Raw genomic sequence first — 25,358 nt, forward strand, 5'->3', positions numbered from 1 at the left:
TTAAACCAGCGCCTTCAGCGCCGCCCGCCCAGCGTATTTCGCCTGCGCGCCGAGTTGCTGTTCGATGCGCAGCAATTGATTGTACTTGGCGGTGCGGTCGGAGCGCGCCAAGGATCCGGTTTTGATCTGGCCGCAATTGGTGGCGACCGCGAGATCGGCGATGGTGGAATCCTCGGTCTCGCCGGAACGGTGCGACATGACAGAGGTGTAGCCGTATTTGTGCGCCAGTTCGACGGCGGAAAGCGTTTCGGTCAGCGTGCCGATCTGGTTGACCTTGATCAGGATTGAGTTGGCGCGGCCGTTCTTGATGCCGTCGGCGAGCCTTGTGACATTGGTGACGAACAGATCGTCGCCGACCAGCTGGCACTTCTTGCCGACGAGGTCGGTCAATTCCTTCCAGCCGTCCATGTCGTCTTCCGACATGCCGTCCTCGATCGTGACGATCGGATAGCGCGCGACGAGATCGGCGAGATATTTCGCCTGCTCGGAGCGCGAGCGGGTCTTGTTCTCGCCGCCATAGACGTAATTGCCGTCCTTGAAGAACTCGGTCGCGGCGCAATCGAGGCCGAGCATGACGTCGCTGCCCGCACTGTAGCCGGCCTTGCCGATTGCGCTGACGACGAATTCGAGCGCGGCATCCGCCGACGGCAGGTTCGGCGCGAAACCGCCCTCGTCGCCGACATTGGTGTTGTGACCGGCCTTCTTCAGTTCGCCCTTCAGCGTATGGAAGATTTCAGCGCCGCAGCGCAGCGCCTCGGCGAAGGTCGCCGCCCCTACCGGCAGGATCATGAATTCCTGGAAGTCGATCGGGTTGTCGGCGTGCACGCCGCCATTGATGATATTCATCATCGGCACCGGTAGAGTGCGCGCCGAGGTGCCGCCGACATAGCGATAGAGCGGCATGTCGAAGGATTCCGCGGCCGCCTTGGCGCAGGCCAGGGAAACGCCAAGGATGGCGTTGGCACCTAACCGGCTCTTGTTCGGCGTGCCGTCGAGATCGATCATGATCTGGTCGATCTGGACTTGTTCTTCAACGGGGCGGTCGGCGAGCGCCTCGAAGATTTCGCCGTTGATGGCCTCGACCGCCTTCTGCACGCCCTTGCCGAGGTAACGCTTCTTGTCGCCGTCCCGCAGTTCGACCGCCTCATGGGCGCCGGTGGAGGCGCCAGAAGGCACCGCAGCGCGGCCGATCGAGCCGTCTTCCAGCACCACATCGACTTCAACGGTGGGATTGCCACGGCTGTCGAGGATTTCGCGGCCGATGATGTCGATGATGGCGGTCATGTCTTGCACTTTCCTGGATGGTTCCGGGGCTGGATTTGGGCGCGTCTTACACGGCGCGCAAGCAAATGTGAACGGCTAGTCTGGTGGCTTCGACTGACGGGCCAATGTGGTAAGACTATGCTGATCCAGGGTTGATCTTCGCGTCCAAACCTTCTCGTTCAAGAACCGGGGTAACGCAATGAATCGCCGCCAGTTTCTCAAAATTTCCGCTGCCGGAATTTTAGCCACGCCTGCGCTTGCACGGCTTGCGGATGCCCAGGAGAGCCCGTTCCGCGTCAAATATTATCCGGTCGCCGCAGGCATGGGCTCGCGCGACGTCACGCCGGCGCCCGATGGCACGATGTGGTTCTGCGGCCAGCGCAACGGCACGCTGGGGCGGCTCGATCCGCGCGATGGGTCATACAAGCTGGTCGACCTCGGCAAGGGCGCCGCTCCCCATGGCGTCATCATCGGTCCCGATGGCGCGCCGTGGGTCACCGAAGGTGGGCAGAACGCGATCGCCCGCGTCGATCCCAGCGATCACAAGGTGACGCTGTTTCGCCTGCCCGAGAACGAAGCCTATGCCAACCTCAACACCGCCGTGTTCGACAAAAACGGCATCTACTGGTTCACCGGCCAGTCCGGCATCTATGGCCGGCTCGACCCGAAATCGGGCGACATGACGGTCTTCAAGTCGCCGCGCGGCCGCGGCACCTATGGCATGACCATCACGCCGAAGGGTGACATCTGGTACGCCTCGCTCGCTGGCAATCACATCGCGAAAATCGATCCGGCAACCGGCAACGCCACCGTGGTCGACCCGCCGACGCCCAATCAGGGCGCGCGCCGGGTGTGGTCGGACTCGAAGGGCCGGATCTGGGTCAGCGAATGGAACAGCGGCAACGTGTCGATGCACGATCCTTCTGATGGCTCCTGGAAGGCCTGGAAGCTGCCCGGCGACAACCCGCGCACCTATGCGGTCTATGTCGACGACAAGGACAAGGTCTGGGTCACCGATTTCGGCGCCAATGCGATCGTGCGCTTCGATCCCGTGACCGAGAAATTCAATGCGTTCCCGAGCGACAAGGCCGGCGCGAATGTGCGGCAGCTCGACGGCAAGCCCGGCGAGACCTGGGGCGGCGAGTCCGGCACCAACCGCCTAGTCGTGATCCAGACGATCGCGCCTGCGTGAAATGGTTCGCGTTCCTGTTGCTGCTGCCGATGCTGGCTGCCGCCCCCGCCTCGGCGGACGAAAACGGCGCGCGGCTGTTCGCGCCATGCCGGGCCTGCCACAGCCTTGATCCCACCGAGCGCGGCCTGCCCGGCCCCAATCTTGCCGGCGTGGCCGGGCGCGTGGTCGGCGGCGATCCGGCGTTCGACTATTCGCCGGTGCTGCGCAAGGCACGCGATGATGGTTTGCGCTGGGATGTGCCGCGTCTGGAAAGCTTCCTGGCCGATCCCGCCGAGATGTTTCCGGGGCTGTGGATGTCGATGCGCGGGATCGAGGATGCCGCCGAGCGCAAGGCGCTGGCGCAGTTTCTCGCCAACCCTGCTTCGCGCTGACGGTTGACGGCCAAGCCTGATGCGTCCATGTCAGCGGTCGCAACAGGACGATCATCATGGCGAAAAAATCATTGCAACTCGGCCGCGCCGTGGAATGGCCCGACACCCCCCAGAAGGCGACGCTGGACCGGGTGCCCAATCCGCAAAAGGACACCGATTATCTGGTGCGGTTCACGGCGCCCGAATTCACCTCGCTCTGCCCGGTGACGGGACAGCCGGATTTCGCCCATCTGATGATCGATTACGTGCCGGGCCAGTGGCTCCTGGAATCCAAATCGCTAAAACTCTATGTGGCGAGTTTCCGCAATCACGGCGCATTCCATGAGGATTGCACGGTCTCGATCGGCAAACGGATCGCGACCGAGATCAAGCCGAAATGGTTGCGCATCGGCGGCTACTGGTATCCGCGCGGCGGCATCCCGATCGACGTGTTCTGGCAGACCGGCAAACTGCCCAAGGGCGTATGGGTCCCCGACCAGGGCGTCGCGCCCTATCGCGGCCGGGGTTGAACCTAACGGCCGGTAGTCCCGACAACCGCCCATGCGAAAGCCACTCGCCGCCTTCATCCGACTTGCCGCCGCTTCGTGCGTCCTCGGGGCGCTTGCAAGCGCCAACGCCGCGCCTGCCTCGCCCGAGGACCGCTACATCGCAGCCCGCGACGCCGCGATCGCGAAAATCACGAAAATGTACGCGGACAAGAAGGACGACGAGGCCTTCAAGCTGACGGAATCGCTGCGCGCTGATCTCTTGGCGAAGCTCGCGCCGATCGTCGCCGAATCCGCTCGCAAGGGATTTGGACCGGCCAGGCTCAATCTCGATGCCTTATCCAAGGGCGACATGGGCTTTGGCCTGCTCGACGGCGTGCGCTTCGACTCCGAATTGGGCGACAACGGCGAGAAGTCCGGCCAGAATGGGCGCGACGGCCAATATGTCGAGCCGAAGTCTCATATCATCGTGACGACGCAGCCGCTGTTCGAACGCTGGCTGCGCGCGCACAAGGACTGGTGGGGCAAGAAACTCAAGAACGTGCCGCAACAGATCGGCGCCGCGCTCAAGGACGAAAGCTTCTACACCCAGGCGATCTCGACGGATGCGGCGGTCGTGAACTTCAACGAATTGCCGATCGCCAAACCCGCCTCCGCCACGTCAGCCTTTGCGATGCTGGGCGGGCGAACCCAGGACGCCGTGCCTGAGGCCGCGGACGAAGTGTTCGTTTCGGCGCTGGCCAACGGCAAGGTCTACGTCGCCTATGGATCGATCAAGCCCAAGGTGGCGGTCCCGGCCTGCGTTGCGATCAAGGCTGACTATGACAAGAAGGCCGACAAGGCTGCTGACGATCTGCAGTCCAAGCGGATCGACAGCAAGGCCTACGACAAGCTCGGCGATCTCAGGCAAAAGGGCGAAGACGCCTACAAGAAATGCTTTACCGAGCGCGCGCCGCAGCAGCCGTCATTTGCTGAAGCAACCAGGCAGGCGCAGGCCTTGCTGGCGCAGGCGATGGGAAATTAGCGCGAGGCGACACAGCCAGGGCGTGAACCAGTTGATCCTGAGCCGTCGCACGTGCACTCCGGCATGCATTGCACAGCCAAGTCAGACAACGAGCCATGCACCTTGTGCAACAGGAGACGTTGCCTTGGCACCTATCTCACTCACATCCACATGATGTAGCCTGCCCGCAGGAAGCGCCGCGCATCTCAGACGCTGGCTGTCGAGGAAACTACATCATGAAATATCTATTCCGCGCTCTTGCAGCGCTTGCCGTTCTGCTGACCTGCGCAAGTGGCGCTTGGGCACAAGGCTGGCCGAACCGGTCGATCCGCATGGTCGTCCCCTACACGCCGGGCGGCTACACCGACCTGATGGCCCGCCTCGTCGGGCAAAAAATCTCCGATGCGCTCGGCCAGCCCATCGTCTTCGAGAACAAGCCCGGCGCCAACGCCATCATCGGCACCGACGTCGTCGCCAAGTCCGCACCCGACGGCTACACGTTCGGCACCGTGATCGCGGCGCATGCGGCAAACGCCACGCTCAATCCAAAGCTGCCCTACGACACGCTGAAGGACTTCAGCTACGTCTCGCTGATGAGCGTCGCACCGCTGATCATGATCGCGCATCCCTCGGTGCCGGCGAACAATTTGAAAGAGCTGATCGCGCTCGCGAAGGCCAAGCCGGGCGAGCTCAATTTTGCGTCGAGCGGCATCGGCGCTGCGGCACATCTCACCATGGAGATGTTCATGAGCCGCACAGCCATCAAAATGCAGCACATTCCCTACAAGGGCACGGCCGGCGCACTGCAGGATACCGTCGGCGGGCAGATCAACGTGATGTTCGACATCGTTGGTCCGCTGATGCCGCAGGTGCGCTCCGGGAACGCCAAGGCGATCGTCGTCACCGCGAAAGAGCGCATCCCGGCGGCGCCCGACGTGCCGACGATGGCCGAACAGGGCGTGCCGGATTTCGTGTCCGGCACCTGGGCCGGAATCATCGCACCGGCGGGCACGCCGAAGGAGATCGTCGACCGCGTCTCCGCCGAGGCCAGGAAGGCGCTCGCCGATCCGGCATTGCAGGCCAAACTGGTCGAACAGGGAATCGTCCCGATGGGCAGCAGCCCGGAGGAATTCCGCGGCTTCGTCACCGAAGAGATCGCGCGCTGGCGCAAGGTGATCACCGACGCCGGAATCAAGATGGAATAGCGAGAGTCCGATCCGAAGCTAGCCCGGCCGCGCATCCGCCGGCCGGGTCTGCTTCAGCAATCGCGCGCAGACGATTCCGAGCGCGACCATGATGGCCGCGGCGGTGAGCAAGGTCGGGACCTTGCCGGCGTGCTGGATACCGAAGCCGTAGGCGATGGGGCCGAGCGTCTGGCCCATGAAAAAGAAGAACGAATGCAGCGACAGCGCGGTCGCGCGCGCTTCGACCGACAGCTCGCTGGCAAATACCTGCAGGCAGCCGTGGATCATGTAAAAGCCCCAGCCCATGAACAGCAGGCTCAAGGCCTGGAGCTTCCATTGCGGTCCCATCGCGACCGCAACGAGTTGCACCGCGACCAGCGTCGCTCCTGCCAGCATCATGCCCTTGACGCCGATCCGGGGCAGGAAACGCGAAATCGTCATGGTGTAAAACAGGCCGCCGACCGCAAAGCCAGCGATCACGATGCCGGCGATCGAGAGCGAGGTCTCGCCGAGGTCGAACAGGAAGGCGGCGATAAAGGGAAACAGGCCGAGGACGCAGCAGCCTTCGATGAATACCGCCGAATAGCAGATGCGCGCGTTCGGGTTGGTGAAGATGGTGCGGTAGCCATGTGCGAGTGCCGAGAGGCTGGTCCGCGGCGGATGTTTCAGATCGGCGCCGCGAAATCCAGCCGCCACCGCAATCGCCGCCAGCACGACCAGCGCACCGAGGATCGCCAGCACGCCGCGCCAGCCCATGAAATCGCCGATCAATCCGGAGAACGAGGCTCCGAGCAGGTTCCCGGACATCGAGCCCATCAGCGTGCGCCCGATCGCAAGCTGGCGTTTCTCGGGGCCGACGAGATCGCTGGTCAGGCCGAGCGCAATCGGAAACACCCCGCCCGAGCCGATGCCGGCGAGAATGCGCGTTGCAAACAATTCCGGGAACGACGTCGCCATCGCGCCCAAAATGTTGGCAACGCCGAGCAGCACCAGGCAGACGATCATCAGCCGTGCCTTGCCGAACATGTCGGCGGTGGCGCCGAGCACGGGCTGGATGATCGCGAAGGTGAACGCGAACACGGCGGCAAAGCCGGCAGCGGCGGCGATGCTGACGCTGAAATCCTCGGCGACGTGCGGCAACACAGGATCGAGCGCGCGGGCCGACAGGCTGGCCGCAAAGGTCGCGAGTGCGATGATGTTGAGGGCCGGCGGCAGGCGGTTGGTTGCTGCGGTCACGGCATGGCCCGCGCCATCAGCGCGCCGTGCTGCTGGCAGTTAGGTTCTTGGCGAGCGCATCGAACCCCATCAGGGTCTTCACCAGCGCTTCGAACTCGCGCAGCGGCACCATGTTGGGTCCGTCCGACGGCGCGTTATCAGGGTCGGGGTGGGTCTCGATGAACACGCCGGCCACCCCGACCGCGACCGCCGCGCGTGCCAGCACCGGCACGAATTCGCGCTCGCCGCCCGATGAAGTGCCCTTCCCGCCCGGCTGCTGCACCGAATGGGTGGCATCAAAAATCACCGGCGCGCCGGTGGTACGCGCCATGATCGGCAGCGCACGCATGTCAGACACCAGTGTGTTGTAGCCAAAGGATGCGCCGCGTTCGGTGACCAGCACGTTCGGATTGCCGCCTGATGTGATCTTGCTGACGACGTTGGCCATGTCCCACGGCGCCAGGAACTGCCCCTTCTTGACGTTGACGATTTTGCCGGTCGCGGCCGCCGCCGTCAGCAGGTCGGTCTGCCGGCACAGGAAGGCCGGAATCTGCAGCACGTCCACCGCCTGCGCCACCTCGGCGCATTGCGAGGCCTCGTGCACGTCTGTCAGCACGGGCAGTCCGAGCGAGGAACGTATCTCGGCGAAGATCGGTAGCGCCTGCTTCAGCCCGATGCCGCGCGCGGCCGAGGCGCTGGTGCGGTTGGCCTTGTCGAACGAGGTCTTGTAGACGAGCCCGACGTTGAGACGGTCCGCAATCTCCTTCAGCGCCGATGCCACTTCGAGCGCATGGCTGCGGCTTTCGAGCTGGCATGGCCCGGCGATGATCGAAATCGGCAAGTGGTTGCCGAATTTGACCGGACCAGCCGTCACCACCGGTGCTGCAGAGATGTTCGCGCTCAAGGGATTTTCCTTTGCTCAGCGCGGACCATGCCGGTCCGCGCCATCAGGATCAACCCTGCTTAACCCCGGAATATCAGGGTTGCACGCAAGGTTACTTCACCGAGGAGAAAGCCGTCGGCACCAGCAATTGACTGACGATGTTGTCGATGATCTGGCCGTCTTCTTCGCTCTTGGCCCGGCCGGCGATCCAATCGGGATCGGACTGAAATGCCGTCCACTTCTTTTCGCGGTCGGCGAGCGAATCCCAGGCGACGAAATAGGTCAGTTCCTGGTTGGAGGTCCCGATCAGCGTGGTGTAGAAGCCGGCCTGCTTGATGCCGTGCTTGTCCCACAATTTCAGCGTCAGCGTATCGAAGCGCTTCATCAGCGCCGGCAGACGGCCCGGCAGACAGCGATAGACACGCATTTCCATAATCATCGGTTTTGCTCCCCTGATTGTTGTTCTTGCAGGTAACGGAAGCGGTTTGTCGCAACAATTGGCGCGTTCGTCAAAGGCTGGTGGCGCAGCTTCTCGTCACACCAGCCGCGACTGCACCACCGCCGCCTGAATGAACGAAGCGAACAAGGGATGCGGCTCGAACGGGCGCGATTTCAGTTCGGGATGGAATTGCACGCCGATGAACCAGGGATGGTCCTCATATTCGACGATCTCCGGCAGCACGCCGTCGGGCGACAGGCCCGAGAAGCGCAGGCCGTGCTGTTCGAGGCGGTCCTTGTAGGCGGTGTTGACCTCGTAGCGGTGGCGGTGGCGCTCCGAAATCTCGGTGGCGCCGCCATAGACCGCCGACACCCGGCTGCCGCGATTGAGCGTCGCCGGATAAGCGCCGAGCCGCATCGTGCCGCCGAGATCGCCGGACTTCGATCGCTTCTCGAGTTCGTTGCCGCGCAGCCATTCGGTCATCAGGCCGACCAGCGGCTCCCTGGTCGGACCGAACTCGGTGGAATTGGCGTCCTCGATGCCGACGAGATTGCGCGCGGCTTCGATCACAGCCATCTGCATGCCGAAGCAAATACCGAAATACGGCACGTGGCGCACACGCGCGAACTGCGCCGCGCGGATCTTGCCTTCGGCGCCGCGCTGGCCGAAGCCGCCGGGCACCAGGATGCCATTGACGTGTTCGAGGAACGGCGCCGGATCCTCGTGCTCGAACACCTCGCTCTCGATCCAGTCGAGATTGACCTTCACCTTGTTGGCGATGCCGCCATGCGACAGCGCCTCGATCAGCGATTTATACGCATCCTTCATGCCGGTGTATTTGCCGACGATGGCGATGGTCACCGCGCCTTCGGGGTTGCGCACCCGCTCGTTGATGTCGTTCCAGCTCTGCATCGCGGGCGGAATCTTCGGCGCGATGCCGAACGCGGCCAGCACTTCGTCGTCGAGGCCGGCCTCGTGGTAGGCTTGCGGCACCGCGTAGATGTTGTCGACGTCCCTCGCCTCGATCACGGCGCTTTCGCGCACGTTGCAGAACAGGCCGAGCTTGCGCCGCTCTTCCTTCGGTATCTCGCGGTCGGTGCGGCACAGCAGGATATCCGGCTGGATGCCGATCGAACGCAGCTCCTTCACCGAGTGCTGGGTCGGCTTGGTCTTCAACTCGCCGGCGCTCGGGATGAACGGCAGCAGCGTCAGATGAATGTAGACCGCGTGCTCGCGCGGCAATTCGTTCTTGAGCTGACGGATGGCTTCAAAGAACGGCAACCCCTCGATGTCGCCGACGGTGCCGCCGATCTCCACCAGCACGAAATCATATTCGTCATTGCCGGAGAGGACGAATTCCTTGATCGCGTTGGTGACGTGCGGAACCACCTGGATGGTCGCTCCGAGATAATCGCCGCGGCGTTCCTTGGTGATGATGTCCTGATAGATGCGCCCGGTGGTGATGTTGTCGGCCTTGGTGGCCGGACGCCCCGTGAAGCGCTCGTAATGGCCGAGATCGAGATCGGTCTCGGCGCCGTCGTCGGTCACGAACACTTCGCCGTGCTGATACGGCGACATCGTTCCGGGATCGAGGTTGAGATAGGGGTCGAGTTTGCGGAGACGGACCTTGTACCCGCGAGCCTGCAACAGCGCACCGAGTGCCGCTGAAGCCAGACCTTTGCCGAGCGAAGAAACCACGCCGCCGGTGATGAATATGTACCGCGCCATGGGACTCAACCTTTAAGGCCACTGCTCCGATTCGCCAAAACGAATCGCTTCGCTTGAGCGAACATTTTGCCGGGCTGTGGGTGACGTGAAAATTAAAGCGATTTCAGAGCATTGATGGGAAGTTCTGATGCAGGACGGTAGTCGCCGTCCTGCATAGCCACCCTGCTTTATTGCGAACGCGGTGCTTGCGGCCCCGACGGCGCCGGCGGGCTCTGCTGTTCGTCGACCTTCTTCAGCGTATCCAGAACGCCGCCGCTGGTCGGCGGCGCGATCGGGGTCCCTCCGGGCTGGGACGGCGTCGCCGGGCCCGTGAGAATCGAGCTGGGCTTGCGATCGAGCCCTGCGGACCAGGCCAAATACAGGCTGGTGACAAAGAAGCCTGCCGCCAGAATCGCGGTCATCCGCGTCAACAGGTTGGAGGTTCCGCGGCTCGACATGAAACCGGCGCCGCCGCCCATGCCAAGGCCGCCGCCTTCGGATTTCTGCAGCAATACAGCGCCGATCAGCACGGCGACGATCATGAGGTGAACGACAATAACGACGGCCTGCATTTCTAACCTTCCGTCACAAGCCATGAGCGCCGGGCTTCGGCTGCACTATTGAGCTTGCGGGTTTTCCTGAAGTTGCGCGGTGTTACACGATCGGACGGGGCATTGTCACCCCCAACAGCTGCTCCGGAGATAATTGCCGCAGGCTTTCCAACAAGCTGCGGAGCCGCACGAAGTCGCAACATTTCCAGCTTGCGAACGGCGGCTCACTTCTCTTATAGTAGACATATGGATACTATTGTGGACGACTTGAGCAACCGGCTGGCGCAGCGCCTGCGTCTCGAGCGCGACAGCCGCGGCTGGTCGCTGGCCGATCTCGCCGAACGATCGGGGGTCTCGAAGGCCACCATCAGCAAGATCGAGCGTGCCGAAGTCAGTCCGACCGCGGTGGTGCTGGTCCGGCTCGCAAGCGCCTTCGACCTCACGCTTGCCGGCCTGATGTTGCGCGCCGAGGGCCAGGGCGAGCGCCTTTCGCGCGCCAGCGAACAGCCGGTCTGGCGCGATCCCGAGACCGGCTATCTGCGCACACAGCTATTTAATCGCCCCGATCATCCGCTCGAAGTCATCAGGGTCGAACTGCCGGCACGACAGCGCGTGACGCTGCCGGCCTCATCCTACGCCCATATCCGACAGGTGGTCTGGGTACAGGCGGGCGCACTCGTGATCATCGAGGCCGGCGAGAGGTATCTCCTCGGTACCGGCGATTGCCTCGGATTCGGTCCGCCCGCGCAAACGACCTTTGCCAACGAGAGCGCCGCACCCTGCATTTATGTCGTGGCGCTGGCCCGGAGCTAGCAACGATGTCGGAGGTTGCCTTCAAGAGCACCGCGATCGAACAGGCGAGCCCCGCCAACAATATCGCGGCCGGCCACAATGGCGGCCCACCACTCGACGATGCGCACCGGCCGGAATGGGGTGATGGAGGAATCGGAAATTACTTCTACTGGAAGGCTGCGCACCGCAGGGCGTGGCACAATCCCTCGCCCGGCATCGTCGCCTTTCGCATTCAAAAGGCCGAACGGCTCGGACTCACTTATGAAGAGTACACGTTGGAAATTCTCGAACGCGGCCGACATCTCCAGATCGAGGATGTCGAGCGGATTGCAGAGATCAAGCAGGCCCGTGCGGCCAGGAAACGAGGGCTGAACGACATGCCTGATATCGAAATCAAACCCTTGAGCCCGTCGCCCGATATCCGCGCGAACCTCAGCGAGATACTGATCGAGGCGGTCGCCCATGGCGGCTCGGTCAGCTTCATGCATCCGCTGGCACCAGAGGTCGCCAATGCCTTCTGGGACAAATCGCTGGCTGCGGCGGCGCGCGGAGAACGGATCATTCTCGGCGCCTTCGACGGCGATCAACTGGTCGGAACAGTAACGCTGGTGCTGGACCTTGCACTCAACCAGCCGCACCGGGCGGAAATCGTCAAGATGATGACGCGGGTCAGCCACCGCGGCCGTGGCGTCGCAAAGACGCTGCTATACGCGGCCGAACGCGTGGCGATCGATCACGGACGCTGGCTGCTGGTGCTCGACACCGCCGACGACGAAGGCGCTGCCGGACTATACGAGCGTGTCGGCTTCAAGTTGGCCGGGATCATTCCGGACTACGCCTACAAACCCCTCGGCGGCATGACGGGCACGATGTTCTACTGGAAGCGGCTAAAGGACGCCGCGCCCGTCTGAGCTCAACACCCCGCCGCGATCGCCAAAAAGTCCGCCGCCTTCAGGCTGGCACCGCCGACCAGAGCGCCGTTGACATTGGCGACCGCCATCAGCTCGGCGGCGTTCGAGGGCTTGACCGAACCGCCATAGAGAATCCGGATCTTGCCGCCCTCGGCCTTAAATCGGTCGGTGAGAACACCCCGGATAAACGCATGAACTTGCTCGACATCCTTGGCCGTCGGGGTCAACCCGGTGCCGATCGCCCAGACCGGCTCGTAGGCCACCACCAGATTGGCTGACGTCGATCCGTCCGGCAGCGAGCCTTTGAGCTGGCCACCGCAGACGTCCAGCGTCTGCCCGGCGTCGCGCTGGCCCTGGGTTTCGCCGATGCAGACGATGGCAGTCAGCCCTGCTCGCCAGGCGGCTTCCGCCTTCTGCCGGACTAGGGCATCGGTCTCGCCATGGTCGGCGCGGCGCTCGGAATGACCGACAATGATGGCGCTGGCGCCGGCATCGGCCAGCATTTCGGCCGAAAGGTCGCCGGTATGGGCGCCCGAGGCCTTCGGGTGGCAATCCTGGGCGCCGACGGCGAGTTTTGAGCCCTTGGCCTTGTCGGCCAAGGTGGCGATCAGGGTCGCCGGCGGGCAGACCAGCAGGTCGGCCTTGGCGGCCACCGCTGCGGCACCTTCGCGCATCGCTTCAAATTCGGCCAGGGAGGACTTGAGGCCGTTCATTTTCCAGTTGCCGGCGATCAGGGGCCGAATGGGGTCGGTCATGTCGATTTTCTCTCGAATATGGGGCCCCCTCCGCTAGCAGAGGCGCGCGACCAGTTCCAGATACCGCTTCAAGTGATCTCTGAGCCGTTAACCGCTTCAATAGGCCCGTGCAGAGATCGTTAAGCTGATTCCGAAATTTTTAATAAATGCGGACCAGCCTCCGTTCCCGACAGGAGGTGTGCCATGCGTGATCATGACTTCGTGTCCGGCGGATTCCTCGCGCTAATCATAACCGCCCTTGTGATGTTGTGCTCAAGTTGGCTCGTTCTTGCGTTCAGCTAGTCCGGCGGAGTGCCTCGTCGGCAACTGATCAGAGAGCGTCCGGGGAATTTATGGCTGACCGTCGGCCGCCGCCATTGGAATGGGCGGCCCGAGTTGAATGGGTGCGAAATACCCGCGTGAAACGGCGGGCCGATCTGACCTGAGTCTGTACGCAAAGAACAAGTTTGTTGTGTGACTCCTGACACATTCAAATTTGAACAGACGGCTAGCCTACCGACATGACAAACGACCGCCACCGTGGAGAGGGACCGTGCCTGAAATTCGCGAACTGAATATGGACGAGCTCGGGACCGTTAGCGGCGGCGGCGATGACTTCACAATGGCCGCGGCCCTTCAACTTGACGCAGCTGTAAAGGAAAGCGCAGCGCCGTCGAAGCCCGTTAGGCAAACATCGGGGGCCGCCGTTGCTAAAATTGTTCACCAGACCAGTATAGCGGATGCGGTTCTGCGGTAAGAACGCCGCGTGGCTGCGCGACAAATGAAACCGTGAAGCGCGTATCGACCGGCCTGCCTCTGCCGACGCAATTGACGGGCCCTGGGTGGGCTCGCTCCTTCCTATGCAATTTGTGCCAGCGCCGGCTGTAGCGCTCGGTACTACTACTAATTTTTCCCAATCTTCTTTTCCACGACGGAGCTGACTGTTAGCTTTCTGCATGGCGCTCTCGCAGAGCGCCTGGGTTTGTTCGATCTTGCGCTAGGACTCAATGAAGAGACAGCAGCATGCCCGACGTCGATCGGTTGTGGGCAACCATTCCAATCAGTGAAGACAATGCAGAGGGCGCCACTGAGATTTGGATGCGCTATGAACTTGGGGCGCGCGCAACAACGCATCACAAGTTGAACCGGTTAACCGCCGAGGGACGTATCAAGCGAATATCCCGCCTCATGCCAAATGGCGGCGAAGTGCATTTGTATTATCGAGCCGAATGATACGGATGCGGCTGCAGCCGGAAACAAGGTCTCAACGCTGAGACTTGGTCACGACGTAGTCGCGGACCAGCGTCGCCTCGACAATCAGGATCGATTCATGGCCGTGATGTGACTCGGATTAAGGCCGGGTATGCCCACCCGAGTCGTGCGGCCTACCGGTGCGTCGAACCGTCATCTCGATCGACAGTGAAAAGACCGGCATGCGAGTCGAGTTGCCGCTGCCGCAGCCGGAGACTACGCTCGAGGCCGGCCCCACCGGCGACGTCGGCGTCATCGTCCGTGGCGCGCCGTGGACCAAGGGCGCGCCGGGGGACCGAATTCGTGGCGTCGGCCAGACAGATCTGGCGGGTGAGGCCCGGAAATCGGTTCACGGCATGCGCACGGCCGCGGTGACCCGGGCGGCCGGAAATGTGGCGACCGAGCGCGAACCGGAGGCCGTTTTTCGGCTGGTCCGGTCGGCGGATGGCGACGCTGTACGCCAAAAGCGCGAACCGCGGCAGGCTTGCCGCGGGGGCCATCGGCAAGTTAGACCGTGCCGAGACCGAAAAAAGAACATCTATTCTCGCACCTATGGCTGAGGTGCGGGCGGGAAACCGAAAAAGCTAATGAAATCAGCCCCTTAATTTTTAGATAGAAGACGGACCCATGCTTCGAGGAATACGCAAAGCCTCATCAAACTGGCTCGGCAAGGCCGTCATGAGCGTCGTGATGGGCGTGCTGATTCTCAGCTTTGCTGTCTGGGGCATCGCCGACATCTTCAAGGGCTTTGGGCAGTCGACGCTGGCCAAGATCGGCAAGACCGAAATCTCGACCGAGCAATTCCGCCAGATCTACACCGACAAGCTGCAGCAGCTCGGCCGTCAGTTCGGCCGTCCGCTGACCCAGGAGCAGGCCCGCTTGTTTGGGCTTGATCGCCAGGTGCTGCAGCAGACCATCGCGGAAGCCGCCCTCGACGAGGAGGCGCGGCGCATGGGCCTTGCACAGTCGGATGCCGAGGCCATGCGGGTTATCTACAACGATCCCGCGTTCAAGGGATTGGGCGGCAATTTCGATCCGGCGCGCTTCCAGGCCGCGATCCGCCAGGCCGGCTACACCGAGCAGCGCTACCTCGCCGAGCGGCGGCGCCTGGGCTTGCGGCGCCAGATCGCGGACACCGTCACGGCCGGGCTCGAGCCGCCGAAGCTCATGATCGATGCCTTGACCCGGTACCAGAACGAGCAGCGCTCGGTCGATTACATCAAACTCGACGCCGCGCAGGCCGGCACCATCGACACGCCCTCGCCCGAGACGCTCGCCGCCTATTTCGAAGACCACAAGACCCAGTTCCGCGCACCCGAGTTTCGCAAACTGTCGTTCATCGTGGTCAGCCCCGAGGAACTTGGCAAATGGTCCGAAGTCTCCGACGAGGATGCGAAGAAGGTATTCGAGCAGAGCCGTAACCGGATCGGTACGCCCGAGAAGCGCGAAGTGCAGCAGATGGTGTTTCAAAACGCCGAGGAAGCCCTCACCGCGCGCAGCCGCATCACATCCGGAATGTCATTCGACGACGTCGCCAAGGAGCATAACGCCAATCTTGTTGACCTCGGCATGACGGCAAAATCCGCCATCATCGATCCGGCCATCGCCGACGCGGCGTTCGCGCTGCCCTCCGGCGAGGTGAGCCAGCCGATAAAAGGCCAGTTCGTCGTGGCGCTGGTCAAGGTCGGCAAGATCGAACCGGCTACGACGCCTTCCTATGAAAGCGTCGCGGCGCAGATAAAAAAGGAAATCGCGACCGAGCGGGCGCGCGGCAAGGTCGCCGAACTCCACAACAAGATGGAAGACGAGCGTGGCGGCGGCGCCAGCGTGGTCGAAGCCGCCCAGAAGCTCGGACTGACGGCAGTCACCATCGAGGCCGTCGACCGCTCCGGCCGCGGCCCTGACGGCCGGCCGGTCGGCAATATTCCGCGCGGTCTCGAAGTGGTCAGCCAAGCCTTCGCAAGCAATGTCGGCGTCGACAACGATCCGATCCAGTTTGCCGGCGGCTATGTCTGGTACGACGTACTCGGCGTTACACCGTCGCGTGAACGCACTCTCGACGAGGTCCGCGCCCAGGTCGAAACCAAGTGGCGCGAAGACCAGATCTCGAGCAAGCTGCGCGCGAAGGCGACCGAGATGGTCGGCAAGCTCGAGCGTGGCGGCACCTTGGTCGAAGAAGCCGCGTCGATCGGCTCGAAGGTCGAAACCGCAACCGGCTTCCGGCGCGACGCCGCTCCATCCGGCGTGCCGTCGAGCCTCATCACCGCGGCGTTTCGCACCGCCAAGGATGGCGTCGGACAAACCGCCGGCGCCGGGGGCAGCGAGTGGATCGTGTACCGCGTCACCGATGTCAGCATGCCCTCGGTCAACGTCGCGGCCGACGAGGTCACGAAACTGAAGGAGACATTGCTGCGGGGCCTCACCGACGAACAGATCGCGCAGTACGTCACGAAGATCGAGTCAGAGATCGGCACGACAATCAACCAGGCGGCCTTCGCACAGGTGACGGGCGCGAACAGCAACTGAGCATTATCCGGGACGTGGGCACCGGTTTTCCCTCGACAAGCGCGTAGCGTTTGCTCGAAGGTCATGCTCAAGCGATAAAGACGTCCCAATCCTGAAAGCAACGCGATGGACGACCTCAAATCTATCATCGGAAAAGTCGCCACCGGTGCGACGCTGTCGCGTGAGGAGGCCGCCTCCGCTTTCGACAGCATGATGTCCGGCGAGGCGACGCCCTCGCAGATGGGCGGATTGCTGATGGCGCTGCGGGTGCGCGGCGAGACGGTCGACGAAATCACCGGCGCGGTGTCGGCGATGCGCGGCAAGATGCTGCGGGTCAAGGCGCCGGCGGAGGCCGTCGACGTGGTCGGCACCGGCGGCGACGGTTCCGGGTCGGTGAACGTGTCGACCTGCGCCTCCTTCATTGTCGCGGGCGCCGGTGTGCCCGTCGCCAAACACGGCAACCGCGCGCTGTCTTCGCGCTCGGGAGCGGCCGACGTATTGGCCTCGCTCGGTGTCAGGATCGATCTTTCGCCCGACCAGGTGGGCCGTTGCGTACAGGAAGCCGGCATCGGATTCATGTTCGCGCCCGCGCACCATCCGGCCATGAAGAACGTCGGCCCGACCCGGGTCGAACTCGCCACGCGTACGATCTTCAACCTGCTCGGACCGCTGTCCAACCCGGCCGGCGTCAAGCGGCAAATGGTCGGCGTATTCTCGAGGCACTGGGTGCAGCCGCTGGCGCAGGTGCTGAAGAACCTCGGCTCCGAGTCGGTCTGGGTGGTGCACGGCTCCGACGGTCTCGACGAGATCACCCTCACCGGCCCGAGTTTTGTCGCAAGCCTTGAGAACGGCAATGTCCGCACCTTCGAGGTGACGCCGGAAGAGGCCGGCCTCGCCCGCGTCGGCGGCGAAGCGTTGAAGGGCGGCGATGCCGACGCCAACGCGGTGGCGCTGCAAGGCGTGCTGAGCGGCAAGCCGAGCGCGTATCGCGACGTCGCTCTCCTGAACGCCGCGGCGGCGCTGATCGTCGCCGGCCGCGCCAGGGATTTGAAGGAAGGCGTCGCGCTGGGCACCAAATCGCTCGACGGCGGCGCCGCCGCTGCAAAACTCAAGCATTTGATCGCGGTGTCCAACGGCTGACCGCGGGAGCGCCTGACATGTCCGACATTCTGAGTCAGATCGAGACTTACAAGCGCGAGGAAATCGCCGCCGCCAAGCGTGAGCATCCGCTGGCAAGCCTTGAAGCGCTGGCCAAAACCGCGCCGCCGCCGCGCGGCTTTTTGCATGCGATCCGTGAAAAGCTTGATCGCGGTGACTACGCGCTGATCGCGGAGGTAAAAAAGGCTTCGCCCTCCAAGGGGCTGATCCGAGCCGACTTCGATCCGCCGGCATTGGCAAAAGCCTATGAAGCCGGCGGTGCGGCGTGTCTGTCGATCCTGACCGATACGCCCTCGTTCCAGGGCCACCTCGATTTCATGGTCGCAGCACGCGCGGCGACCAATTTGCCGGTGCTGCGCAAGGATTTCCTGTTCGACACCTATCAGGTGGTCGAGGCCCGCGCCCATGGCGCCGACTGCATCCTGATCATCATGGCCGCACTCGATGACGGCACGGCCAGAGATCTGGAAGATGCCGCCATCGCGCATGGCATGGACGTGCTGATCGAAATCCACGACCGCGCGGAGCTCGATCGCGCGCTAAAGCTTCGCTCGCCGATGATCGGCGTCAATAACCGCAATTTGCGCACCTTCGAGACCACGCTGGTGACCAGCGAGGCGCTCGCGCCGCTGATCCCCGGGGATCGCCTGATGGTCGGCGAAAGCGGCATCTTTACGCCGGCGGACCTTGCGCGCCTCGCGCGCGTCGGCATGGCGACCTTCCTGGTCGGCGAAAGCCTGATGCGCCAGGCCGACGTCACTGCGGCCACGCGGGCGTTGCTGACCCGAACCGACGTTCCGCGCGCCACCGGGACGCGCTAGGCGATGGCGCGGAAGGCTTCCAAAGGCGGCGCCCTCACCCACATCGATGCATCGGGCGAAGCGCGGATGGTCGACGTGTCGGCCAAACCCGCCACCGAACGCACAGCCGTTGCCGAAGGCCGCGTCGTCATGAGCAAGGCGACGCTCGAACTGATCGTCTCCGGCAACGCCAAAAAGGGCGACGTACTGGGCACCGCCCGCATTGCCGGCATCATGGCGGCCAAGCGCACCTCGGATTTGATCCCGCTGTGCCATCCGCTGGCGCTATCGAAGGTCACGCTCGACGTCACGCCCGACAAGAAATTGCCCGGCTGCGTCGTCCGCGCCACCGTGAAGGTCACCGGGCCGACCGGCGTCGAGATGGAAGCACTGACGGCGGTGTCGGTCGCGTGCCTGACGATCTACGACATGATCAAGGCAGTCGAGCGCGGCGTGCGCATCGAAGGAATTCATCTGGTCGAGAAAAAGGGCGGTAAGTCCGGACATTACCGCGCCGGGGACTGATCGCAATCGGCGAGAAAACACCGTTCCGTCCGACGATCGAGTGACGGGTCACAATGACTTATCCGGCGTTGCGTTGCCGCTCGCGATAGCTGCGTGTTTTCATCCGGTTCCCGCACAGCGATGACATGCACCAGCGCCGCGTCGATGGTTTCGAGCGGTCGAAAAACACCCGGCGGCATTCGTCAGACGCGCACATTTTCAGCCGATCAAGCGTTCCATTTCTGGAGCCGTCATAGAGTTCTGCGACAATCGGCGACAGTCCTGCGAGCGCATCTTCGCGCGCTGCCTGCAGCACCATGCCGTCATCCCCTGCGGCCACGACCAACGGAAAATATTTCAGCGCTTTGCTCAGCGCGCGAACCGCATCTCTGTTTCCGTGCCGCTCCAGCGGATCGCACTGCAGATAGTCGCGAACCAACGTCCGCAGCTCGGTCGCGGTTGCAAACATCGCCGGCGTGAGCTTCGCGCTGGTGGGCGCCAGCCCGCGCTGCGACATCCAGCTCGCGAGTTCCGGCGCGCTGGTCAGTTCATCGCCTTGCGGATGCGGCACGCCGTGATGCGTGAAGTGCCTGACGTCGAGCGTATTGGCGAAATCATAGAGATTGGCCAGCTCGTCCGGAACGCCGAACTTTTTTGATTCCCGCGACATCAACACCAGTAAAGCATATTTACCGGTTGACAGCAAGAGACACCAGTATAATTACTATACAGGTGTCGACGCATGATCCGATTCCGACCATGTCGATGACGGAGACAGAGAATGGATATCGCCACCGCGGATTTGCATTACCTCGAGCTCACGCAGATTGCGGCGCGCATCAGGACGCGCCGGATTTCGTCGCCGGAAGTCACGCGCGCGCACCTCGAGCGCATCGCCGCCTTGGACGGTGAACTCGCCAGCTATGTCCAGGTGATGGCCGATACCGCGATGGCCCAGGCCGAAACGGCGCACGCCGAAATTGCTGCCGGACGCTATCGCGGGCCGCTGCATGGCGTCCCGATTGCGCTCAAGGACCTGTTCTGGACCAAGGGTGTTCCGACGGCCGCCGGCACCGCCGTCCATCGCGATTTCCGTCCCGATCAAGACGCAAGCGTGGTGCGCCGTTTGAAGGAAGCCGGCGCGGTGGTGCTGGGCAAGCTGCAGCTTACAGAAGGCGCCTATTCCGACCACCACCCGTCAGTGACTCCGCCAAAGAATCCATGGAATGCCGATTATTGGCCGGGCATTTCGTCGAGCGGCTCGGCGGTCGCAACGGCGGCAGGGCTTTGTTACGGCTCGCTCGCCTCCGACACCGGAGGCTCGATCCGATGGCCGTGCGCCGCCAACGGCCTGACAGGATTGAAGCCAAGCTGGGGACGCGTCAGCCGCCACGGCGTGTTCGAACTCCCAGCGACCCTGGACCATGTCGGCACCATCGCCCGGAGCGCGGCGGATGCCGGCGCGATGCTCAGCGTCATCGCCGGACCCGACCGCGCCGATCCAACAGCCGTCCCCGATCCCGTGCCCGACTATCTCGCCGCGGCCGAGCAGGATGTGCGCGGGCTGCGGATTGGGTTCGACGCGAAATGGAGCATCGACGGCGTGGACCTAGCAACCCAGCGGGTGCTCTGGGAAGCGATCGAGGTCATGCGTGCGCAGGGTGCTGATCTCGTCGACCTGCAGTTTCCCGACGTGAAGCAAGCCGTCGCCGATTGGGTTCCGAACTGCGCGGTGGAAGCCGCGGTCGCGCACGAAGCAACCTATCCGGCGCGCAAGCACGAATATGGTCCCGTTCTCGCCTCCGTCATCGAGACAGGCCGCGCGCTATCTGGGCTGGACTACCAGAAAATACTGCTGCGGCGACTGGAATTGCGCGGCCGGATCACATCGCTGTTCGAGACCGTCGATGTGCTGCTGATTCCAGTACACCCATTTCCGCCCCTGACCCTCGCCATGATCAAGACGCTCGGCGAGCAGCCGGACCTGATTGCCAGGCTGCAGGAATACACCTGCCCCTTCAACATGACCGGCCATCCCACCATCACCCTGCCCGGCGGCTTCTCCGCAAACGGGTTGCCGATCGCATTTCAGCTTGTGGCGGCGCATCTGGACGAAGCCACGCTGATACGTGCCGGCGCAGCCTTCCAGAGGAGCACATCCTGGCACCGTCGCCATCCCGCTCCGAGCCCGTGGAGGCAATAGTGAGTATCCAATCCGCGCTGCCCAACTCCCGCATCTTCTATGGCTGGTTCGTCGTGGCGGCCGCGTTCGCCGTCACCTTCGTCGGCTTCGGCTGCGCCTATACGTTCAGCGCGTTCCTGGAATCGCTGCAGCGCGATTTCGGCGCCTCGCGCGGCTCGGTCTCGCTGGTGTTTTCGCTCGCGGGCTTTCTCTATTTTGCCCTCGGCATCGTCAGCGGCCCCCTTGCCGACCGCTACGGCTCCCGTCGCCTCGCGCTGGCGGGCATGCTGCTGATCGGATTAGGGCTCGCCGCGGCGGGTGCCGCACGCAATTTGCTCGAGGTCTATGCCGCTTACGGCCTCGGTGTCGGACTTGGCATCGGCTGCGCCTATGTGCCCGCGGTCGGCGCGGTGCAGCGGTGGTTCGTGCGGCGGCGCGGCTTTGCCTCGGGTCTTGCCGTGAGCGGGATCGGCGTCGGCACGCTGGTAATGCCGCCGCTGGCGACGCTGCTGATCGAGACGCTGGGATGGCGCGGCGCTTACCTGGCGCTCGGCGCCATCGCCGCCATTCTTGGCGGCGGGATGGCACTGCTGCTGGAGAACGATCCGCGCGCACGGGGTCTCAACCCCGACGGCGATCCGGTCCTGCCGGGCGCCATCACGGCGCAGACGGAGGGCGCCACGGTCAGCGGGGCGATCCGCTCACCACACTTCATTGCGCTCTATGCCGCTTGCCTGATCTGCTCGTTCGGCCTGTTCGTGCCGTTCGTGCACCTCGTTCCCTATGCCGGGGATCACGGCGTTGCGGCCTCCTCCGCGGTGCTGCTGCTCGGTGTCATCGGCATCGGTTCTACCGCCGGCCGCTTCTTCCTCGGCGGGCTCGCCGACCGGATCGGCCGCCCGACCGCCCTGCTGCTGCTCTTCATCGGCATGGCAGGCGCGCTGGCGATCTGGCTGGTCTCGACGAATTTCTGGCAGCTCGCCGGCTTCGCCTTCGTCTACGGCATGATCTACGGCGCCTGGGTCGCAGTGCTTCCGGCCGTGGTGATGGACTATTTCGGCGGCCGCAACGTCAGCGGCATTATCGGCATCCTCTACACCAGCGTCGCGTTCGGTACCCTGATCGGTCCCAGCACCGCCGGCTACGCATTCGATCTCACGGGCGATTATACGCTGCCGATCCTGGCCGGCGTCGCCGCCAACATCATCGCCGCCGCCATCGTTGCAATCATGTTCCGCCCGACCCACGCCCCCCGTCGGAACTAGGCCCTGCCGAGGTTGTCATGGGCAGCCTTCGCTACCTGGCTAACGTTTCGTTAACCAGGCTTGCTAACGTCAATTCCATCTCGGCGCGGTAGCACAGTCACGGACCGGAAGTACGCAACACTGCTTCCGGGATTAATTCCTGGCAGCGATCTCGTTCAATGGGTTCAGTCAACACCGCCTCTTTCACGATCAAGCCGATCTTTCGCGGCGGTCCGATCCGATGGCTGATCCTGGGCGGCGTGCTGCTGATCGCCGCGATCGCGATCGGCGCGACCATCATGGCCGGCAATTTCCGCGAACGCGCGCTGCGCAACAGCGAGCGCGAGCTGGAAAACACCGTGCTGCTGCTGGCCCGGCATTTCGATCAACAGCTCGAAGATTTCGAGGTCGTCCAAAAGGACCTCATCACCTTCATGCGCACCAGCGGGATCGCCACTCTGGAGAACTACAAGCGTCGGATGTCCAGCGCGGAAATCCATCTGATGCTGAAGTCCAAGATGGACGCGCTGTCCTATGTCGGCAGCGTCAACGTCCTGGACGCCGACGGCCAGCTGATCAATTCGTCGGCCGCCTGGCCCGTGCCGCCAGTCAATGTAGCGGACCGGGCTTACTTCAGGACTTTCAAGTCCAGCCCGGATTCGCCGGCGATGCTGATCGAGGCCGTCCACAGCCGCATCACCGGCGCCTGGACCACCGTGATCCTGCGCAAGGTCACCGGACCAAACGGCGAATTCCTGGGCGCGATCGGCCGAGGCATCGAACCGGCCAATTTCGAGAGGTTCTTTGCCACGGTGGCGCTCGGCCCTGACGCCGCGATCGCCATGCACCACCGCGACGGCACGCTGCTCGCCCGTTATCCGCACGCGCAGGATTTGATCGGCAAGAATTTCAAGACCGGCCCGGCCCGCCAGCAACTGGTCTTCGACCAGGACCATACAACGTCCCGCCTGACCAGTCCGCTCGACGGCAAGGACCGCGTGATCTCGTCCCGCGCGCTGAGCAAATTTCCAATCGTGATCGTCGCGTCGACGACGACATCGGCCGCGCTCGCCGACTGGCGTGAGCAGATCAGCCTCCTGATCGCGGTGGCCGGCCTGTCCGTGCTGGCGATTGCCGTGCTGTTGTTTCTGGTGGTGCGCAAGCTCTTGCAGCAGCACCGCGCATCGCGACAGCGGCTGACGCTGGAAAAGCAGCGACTCGACACCGCCGTCAACAATATGACGCAAGGCCTGCTGCTGTTCGATTCCTCGCAGCGCCTCGTCATCTGCAACCAGCGCTATCTCGATATGTACGGCCTGTCGGCCGAGATCGTGAAGCCGGGCTGCAGTTTCCGCGACGTGATCGCGCATCGGAAACAGACCGGATCGTTCACCGGCGACGTCGACCGCTACGTCGTGCGGGTGCTGCGCGACGTTGGACAGCGCAACGCGATGATCATCACGACGCCCGACGGACGTTCGGTCCAGGTCGTCAACGAACCGCTGGCGGACGGCGGCTGGGTGGCCACCCATGAAGACGTTACGGAACAACGCCAGGCCGAGGAGCGCATCACCCACCTCGCCCATTACGACGCGCTGACCGACCTGCCGAACCGCACGCTGTTCCACGAACAACTCAAGCAGGAATTGCCTCACGTCGCGGCCGACCGGCAGCTTGCCGTGCTCTATATCGACATCGACGAGTTCAAGAGCATCAACGACTCGCTTGGACACATGATCGGCGACGAGTTGCTCAAGGCCGTCGCGGTCAGCCTCCGTGCTTGCGTGCGCGAGACCGATTTCGTGGCGAGGCTCGGCGGCGACGAATTCGCCATCGTGCAGACTGGGGTGACGGGCGCCGACGAGGTTACCGAACTCGTCCACCGCATCTATGATGCGATCCGCGCTCCTTACGAATGCCTCGGCCATCACGTGACCACCGACGCCTCGATCGGCATCGCGCTGGCGCCGAAAGACGGTTCCGACCTCGACCAGATCCTGAAGAACGCGGATCTGGCGATGTACGCCGCCAAGGCCGCCGGCCGCCGCACCCATCGTTTCTTCCAGCCGGAAATGGACGCCCAGGTGCGCGCCCGCCGCGTGCTGGAAATGGACCTGCGACAGGCCATCGTCGATGGCGGCTTCGAGGTTTATTACCAGCCGTGTCTGGACCTGCGGGACGGCAGGATCACCGGCTGCGAAGCGCTGGTGCGCTGGCGCCATCCGCAGCGCGGCATCATTTCGCCGGCCGACTTCGTGCCGATCGCCGAAGAGACCGGCCTGATCAATCAGCTCGGCGAGTGGGTGCTGACCACGGCGTGCGCCGAGGCCGCGACCTGGCCGGACGATGTCCGTCTTGCGGTCAACGTTTCGCCGGTGCAGTTCAAGAGCGGAACTTTGGCGCTGAAGGTGATGGCAGCCCTTGGGGCCTCGGGCCTTGCCGCGGGCCGGCTGGAGCTCGAGATCACCGAAGCGGTGCTGATCCGCGACGACGAAGCGGCGCTTGCCATCCTGCACCAGCTACGCGCCATCGGGGTCAGGATAGCGCTCGACGATTTCGGGACCGGCTATTCCTCGCTGAGCTATCTGAAGCGCTTCCCGTTCGACAAGATCAAGATCGACCGCTGCTTCGTCACCGATATCGGCGAGCCGGAAGGGTCCGCCAGCATCGTCGAGGCGGTGGTGAACATCGCCGCCGCGCGCCACATGACGACGACAGCGGAAGGCGTCGAGACCGAGCAGCAGCGCGAATTGCTGCGCGCGCTCGGCTGTTCGGAGATGCAGGGCTATCTGTTCAGTCCGCCACGACCCGGCGCCGACATCAAGCCCCTGCTGCTCGCGCACCGGCCTGCCGCCGCCGCGAGCCCGGTGCGGTCCCGCAGGCGCAAGCCCGCCGCTTAGGCCTGACGACATTCGTCATACGTCGCTCTTCCTTTTCCGTAGGGTGTCTCCTCGCTGGTTCCATCCTCGCAGGAACTTTCTGAA

At 63.6% G+C, this 25,358-nt stretch carries 24 protein-coding genes; 16 read left to right on the forward strand and 8 right to left on the reverse strand.

The annotated features are described in order from the left end of the window. The gene (gene eno, locus JQ558_RS29305; RefSeq protein ID WP_212214360.1) at positions 1-1,284 is read right to left on the reverse strand and encodes a phosphopyruvate hydratase; all 1,284 of its coding nucleotides are present in this window, start codon (positions 1,282-1,284) and stop codon (positions 1-3) included. Positions 1,285-1,462: 178 nt separating this feature from the next. On the opposite strand from eno, the gene JQ558_RS29310 reads away from it, so the two are divergent. The 5 genes from JQ558_RS29310 (at position 1,463) to JQ558_RS29330 (ending at position 5,519) form a co-directional block, all read left to right on the forward strand. Further along, on the forward strand, positions 1,463-2,455 hold the full coding sequence (locus tag JQ558_RS29310; protein ID WP_212214362.1) for a lyase: 993 nt from the start codon (positions 1,463-1,465) through the stop codon (positions 2,453-2,455). Continuing rightward, positions 2,452-2,826 (forward strand): cytochrome c family protein, encoded by a 375-nt coding sequence (locus JQ558_RS29315; RefSeq protein WP_212214364.1) that lies wholly within the window; start codon positions 2,452-2,454, stop codon positions 2,824-2,826. The genes JQ558_RS29310 and JQ558_RS29315 overlap by 4 nt, the downstream gene beginning before the upstream one ends. Before the next feature lie 56 nt (positions 2,827-2,882). Next, positions 2,883-3,335 carry a preQ(1) synthase gene (gene queF / locus JQ558_RS29320; RefSeq protein WP_212214367.1) on the forward strand — a complete coding sequence of 151 codons (453 nt, stop codon included), beginning with the start codon at positions 2,883-2,885 and terminating at the stop codon, positions 3,333-3,335. 31 nt (positions 3,336-3,366) lie between these two features. Further along, the gene (locus tag JQ558_RS29325; protein WP_212295955.1) at positions 3,367-4,335 is read left to right on the forward strand and encodes a hypothetical protein; all 969 of its coding nucleotides are present in this window, start codon (positions 3,367-3,369) and stop codon (positions 4,333-4,335) included. A 215-nt stretch (positions 4,336-4,550) separates the two neighbouring features. Then, positions 4,551-5,519, forward strand: coding sequence for a tripartite tricarboxylate transporter substrate binding protein (locus JQ558_RS29330; RefSeq protein WP_212272371.1), 969 nt, complete (start codon positions 4,551-4,553; stop codon positions 5,517-5,519). An 18-nt stretch (positions 5,520-5,537) separates the two neighbouring features. Here the strand turns inward: JQ558_RS29330 and JQ558_RS29335 are convergent, their stop codons facing one another. The 5 genes from JQ558_RS29335 to secG all read right to left on the reverse strand — a co-directional run bounded on the left by JQ558_RS29335 (position 5,538) and on the right by secG (position 10,314). Continuing rightward, positions 5,538-6,734: an MFS transporter gene (locus JQ558_RS29335; protein WP_212295956.1), complete on the reverse strand. Its 1,197-nt coding sequence runs from the start codon at positions 6,732-6,734 to the stop codon at positions 5,538-5,540. 16 nt (positions 6,735-6,750) lie between these two features. Next, the gene (gene kdsA, locus JQ558_RS29340; RefSeq protein WP_212295957.1) at positions 6,751-7,617 is read right to left on the reverse strand and encodes a 3-deoxy-8-phosphooctulonate synthase; all 867 of its coding nucleotides are present in this window, start codon (positions 7,615-7,617) and stop codon (positions 6,751-6,753) included. A gap of 91 nt (positions 7,618-7,708) precedes the next feature. Beyond that, positions 7,709-8,035 (reverse strand): NIPSNAP family protein, encoded by a 327-nt coding sequence (locus JQ558_RS29345; protein ID WP_192739554.1) that lies wholly within the window; start codon positions 8,033-8,035, stop codon positions 7,709-7,711. 96 nt (positions 8,036-8,131) lie between these two features. Next, positions 8,132-9,763 carry a CTP synthase gene (locus JQ558_RS29350; protein ID WP_212214383.1) on the reverse strand — a complete coding sequence of 544 codons (1,632 nt, stop codon included), beginning with the start codon at positions 9,761-9,763 and terminating at the stop codon, positions 8,132-8,134. Positions 9,764-9,930: 167 nt separating this feature from the next. After that, positions 9,931-10,314, reverse strand: a complete 384-nt coding sequence (gene secG / locus JQ558_RS29355) for a preprotein translocase subunit SecG (protein WP_192739556.1) — start codon at positions 10,312-10,314, stop codon at positions 9,931-9,933. A 225-nt stretch (positions 10,315-10,539) separates the two neighbouring features. On the opposite strand from secG, the gene JQ558_RS29360 reads away from it, so the two are divergent. Both JQ558_RS29360 and JQ558_RS29370 read left to right on the forward strand, forming a co-directional pair. Then, a complete protein-coding gene (locus tag JQ558_RS29360; RefSeq protein ID WP_212214386.1) occupies positions 10,540-11,106 on the forward strand; it encodes an XRE family transcriptional regulator in 567 nt (188 codons plus the stop codon). A 356-nt stretch (positions 11,107-11,462) separates the two neighbouring features. After that, the gene (locus JQ558_RS29370; RefSeq protein ID WP_212296004.1) at positions 11,463-11,996 is read left to right on the forward strand and encodes a GNAT family N-acetyltransferase; all 534 of its coding nucleotides are present in this window, start codon (positions 11,463-11,465) and stop codon (positions 11,994-11,996) included. Positions 11,997-11,998: 2 nt separating this feature from the next. On the opposite strand, the gene tpiA is transcribed toward JQ558_RS29370, so the two are convergent. Beyond that, complete coding sequence (tpiA, locus tag JQ558_RS29375; RefSeq protein ID WP_212295958.1) at positions 11,999-12,751, reverse strand: triose-phosphate isomerase; 753 nt, start codon at positions 12,749-12,751, stop codon at positions 11,999-12,001. A gap of 1,002 nt (positions 12,752-13,753) precedes the next feature. On the opposite strand from tpiA, the gene JQ558_RS29380 reads away from it, so the two are divergent. The 6 genes from JQ558_RS29380 to moaC all read left to right on the forward strand — a co-directional run bounded on the left by JQ558_RS29380 (position 13,754) and on the right by moaC (position 18,969). Beyond that, positions 13,754-13,963, forward strand: a complete 210-nt coding sequence (locus JQ558_RS29380; protein WP_212214392.1) for a hypothetical protein — start codon at positions 13,754-13,756, stop codon at positions 13,961-13,963. Between the two features lie 158 nt (positions 13,964-14,121). Beyond that, entirely contained in the window at positions 14,122-14,541 is a 420-nt protein-coding gene (locus JQ558_RS29385) for a hypothetical protein (RefSeq protein WP_212272382.1), read from the forward strand. A gap of 67 nt (positions 14,542-14,608) precedes the next feature. Next, a complete protein-coding gene (locus JQ558_RS29390) occupies positions 14,609-16,507 on the forward strand; it encodes a peptidylprolyl isomerase (protein ID WP_212295959.1) in 1,899 nt (632 codons plus the stop codon). Positions 16,508-16,612: 105 nt separating this feature from the next. Next, a complete protein-coding gene (gene trpD, locus JQ558_RS29395; RefSeq protein ID WP_212214398.1) occupies positions 16,613-17,626 on the forward strand; it encodes an anthranilate phosphoribosyltransferase in 1,014 nt (337 codons plus the stop codon). Between the two features lie 17 nt (positions 17,627-17,643). Beyond that, positions 17,644-18,465, forward strand: a complete 822-nt coding sequence (gene trpC, locus JQ558_RS29400; protein WP_212295960.1) for an indole-3-glycerol phosphate synthase TrpC — start codon at positions 17,644-17,646, stop codon at positions 18,463-18,465. Positions 18,466-18,468: 3 nt separating this feature from the next. Continuing rightward, complete coding sequence (moaC, locus tag JQ558_RS29405; RefSeq protein WP_212214408.1) at positions 18,469-18,969, forward strand: cyclic pyranopterin monophosphate synthase MoaC; 501 nt, start codon at positions 18,469-18,471, stop codon at positions 18,967-18,969. 58 nt (positions 18,970-19,027) lie between these two features. On the opposite strand, the gene JQ558_RS29410 is transcribed toward moaC, so the two are convergent. Next, positions 19,028-19,618, reverse strand: coding sequence for a CGNR zinc finger domain-containing protein (locus JQ558_RS29410; protein WP_212295961.1), 591 nt, complete (start codon positions 19,616-19,618; stop codon positions 19,028-19,030). Positions 19,619-19,729: 111 nt separating this feature from the next. On the opposite strand from JQ558_RS29410, the gene JQ558_RS29415 reads away from it, so the two are divergent. From JQ558_RS29415 to JQ558_RS29425, 3 genes are all read left to right on the forward strand, one after another. Continuing rightward, entirely contained in the window at positions 19,730-21,151 is a 1,422-nt protein-coding gene (locus JQ558_RS29415; protein ID WP_249142690.1) for an amidase, read from the forward strand. After that, positions 21,151-22,395, forward strand: a complete 1,245-nt coding sequence (locus JQ558_RS29420) for an MFS transporter (RefSeq protein ID WP_212295962.1) — start codon at positions 21,151-21,153, stop codon at positions 22,393-22,395. Before JQ558_RS29415 ends, JQ558_RS29420 begins: the two co-directional genes overlap by 1 nt. Positions 22,396-22,553: 158 nt before the next feature. Further along, a complete protein-coding gene (locus JQ558_RS29425) occupies positions 22,554-25,274 on the forward strand; it encodes an EAL domain-containing protein (RefSeq protein WP_212295963.1) in 2,721 nt (906 codons plus the stop codon). The last annotated feature ends 84 nt before the right edge of the window (positions 25,275-25,358 follow it).

This window comes from Bradyrhizobium sp. AUGA SZCCT0160 (assembly GCF_018130105.1).
Taxonomy (GTDB): domain Bacteria; phylum Pseudomonadota; class Alphaproteobacteria; order Rhizobiales; family Xanthobacteraceae; genus Bradyrhizobium.

Bases quoted from the DNA above. Each gene is read 5' to 3' on its own strand.
- eno (WP_212214360.1), bottom strand. From the start codon at position 1,284: ATGACCGCCATCATCGACATCATCGGCCGCGAAATCCTCGACAGCCGT.
- JQ558_RS29310 (WP_212214362.1), top strand. From the start codon at position 1,463: ATGAATCGCCGCCAGTTTCTCAAAATTTCCGCTGCCGGAATTTTAGCC.
- queF (WP_212214367.1), top strand. From the start codon at position 2,883: ATGGCGAAAAAATCATTGCAACTCGGCCGCGCCGTGGAATGGCCCGAC.
- JQ558_RS29325 (WP_212295955.1), top strand. From the start codon at position 3,367: ATGCGAAAGCCACTCGCCGCCTTCATCCGACTTGCCGCCGCTTCGTGC.
- JQ558_RS29330 (WP_212272371.1), top strand. From the start codon at position 4,551: ATGAAATATCTATTCCGCGCTCTTGCAGCGCTTGCCGTTCTGCTGACC.
- JQ558_RS29345 (WP_192739554.1), bottom strand. From the start codon at position 8,035: ATGATTATGGAAATGCGTGTCTATCGCTGTCTGCCGGGCCGTCTGCCG.
- JQ558_RS29350 (WP_212214383.1), bottom strand. From the start codon at position 9,763: ATGGCGCGGTACATATTCATCACCGGCGGCGTGGTTTCTTCGCTCGGC.
- secG (WP_192739556.1), bottom strand. From the start codon at position 10,314: ATGCAGGCCGTCGTTATTGTCGTTCACCTCATGATCGTCGCCGTGCTG.
- JQ558_RS29360 (WP_212214386.1), top strand. From the start codon at position 10,540: ATGGATACTATTGTGGACGACTTGAGCAACCGGCTGGCGCAGCGCCTG.
- JQ558_RS29370 (WP_212296004.1), top strand. From the start codon at position 11,463: ATGCCTGATATCGAAATCAAACCCTTGAGCCCGTCGCCCGATATCCGC.
- tpiA (WP_212295958.1), bottom strand. From the start codon at position 12,751: ATGACCGACCCCATTCGGCCCCTGATCGCCGGCAACTGGAAAATGAAC.
- JQ558_RS29380 (WP_212214392.1), top strand. From the start codon at position 13,754: ATGCCCGACGTCGATCGGTTGTGGGCAACCATTCCAATCAGTGAAGAC.
- JQ558_RS29390 (WP_212295959.1), top strand. From the start codon at position 14,609: ATGCTTCGAGGAATACGCAAAGCCTCATCAAACTGGCTCGGCAAGGCC.
- trpD (WP_212214398.1), top strand. From the start codon at position 16,613: ATGGACGACCTCAAATCTATCATCGGAAAAGTCGCCACCGGTGCGACG.
- trpC (WP_212295960.1), top strand. From the start codon at position 17,644: ATGTCCGACATTCTGAGTCAGATCGAGACTTACAAGCGCGAGGAAATC.
- moaC (WP_212214408.1), top strand. From the start codon at position 18,469: ATGGCGCGGAAGGCTTCCAAAGGCGGCGCCCTCACCCACATCGATGCA.
- JQ558_RS29410 (WP_212295961.1), bottom strand. From the start codon at position 19,618: ATGTCGCGGGAATCAAAAAAGTTCGGCGTTCCGGACGAGCTGGCCAAT.
- JQ558_RS29415 (WP_249142690.1), top strand. From the start codon at position 19,730: ATGGATATCGCCACCGCGGATTTGCATTACCTCGAGCTCACGCAGATT.
- JQ558_RS29425 (WP_212295963.1), top strand. From the start codon at position 22,554: ATGGGTTCAGTCAACACCGCCTCTTTCACGATCAAGCCGATCTTTCGC.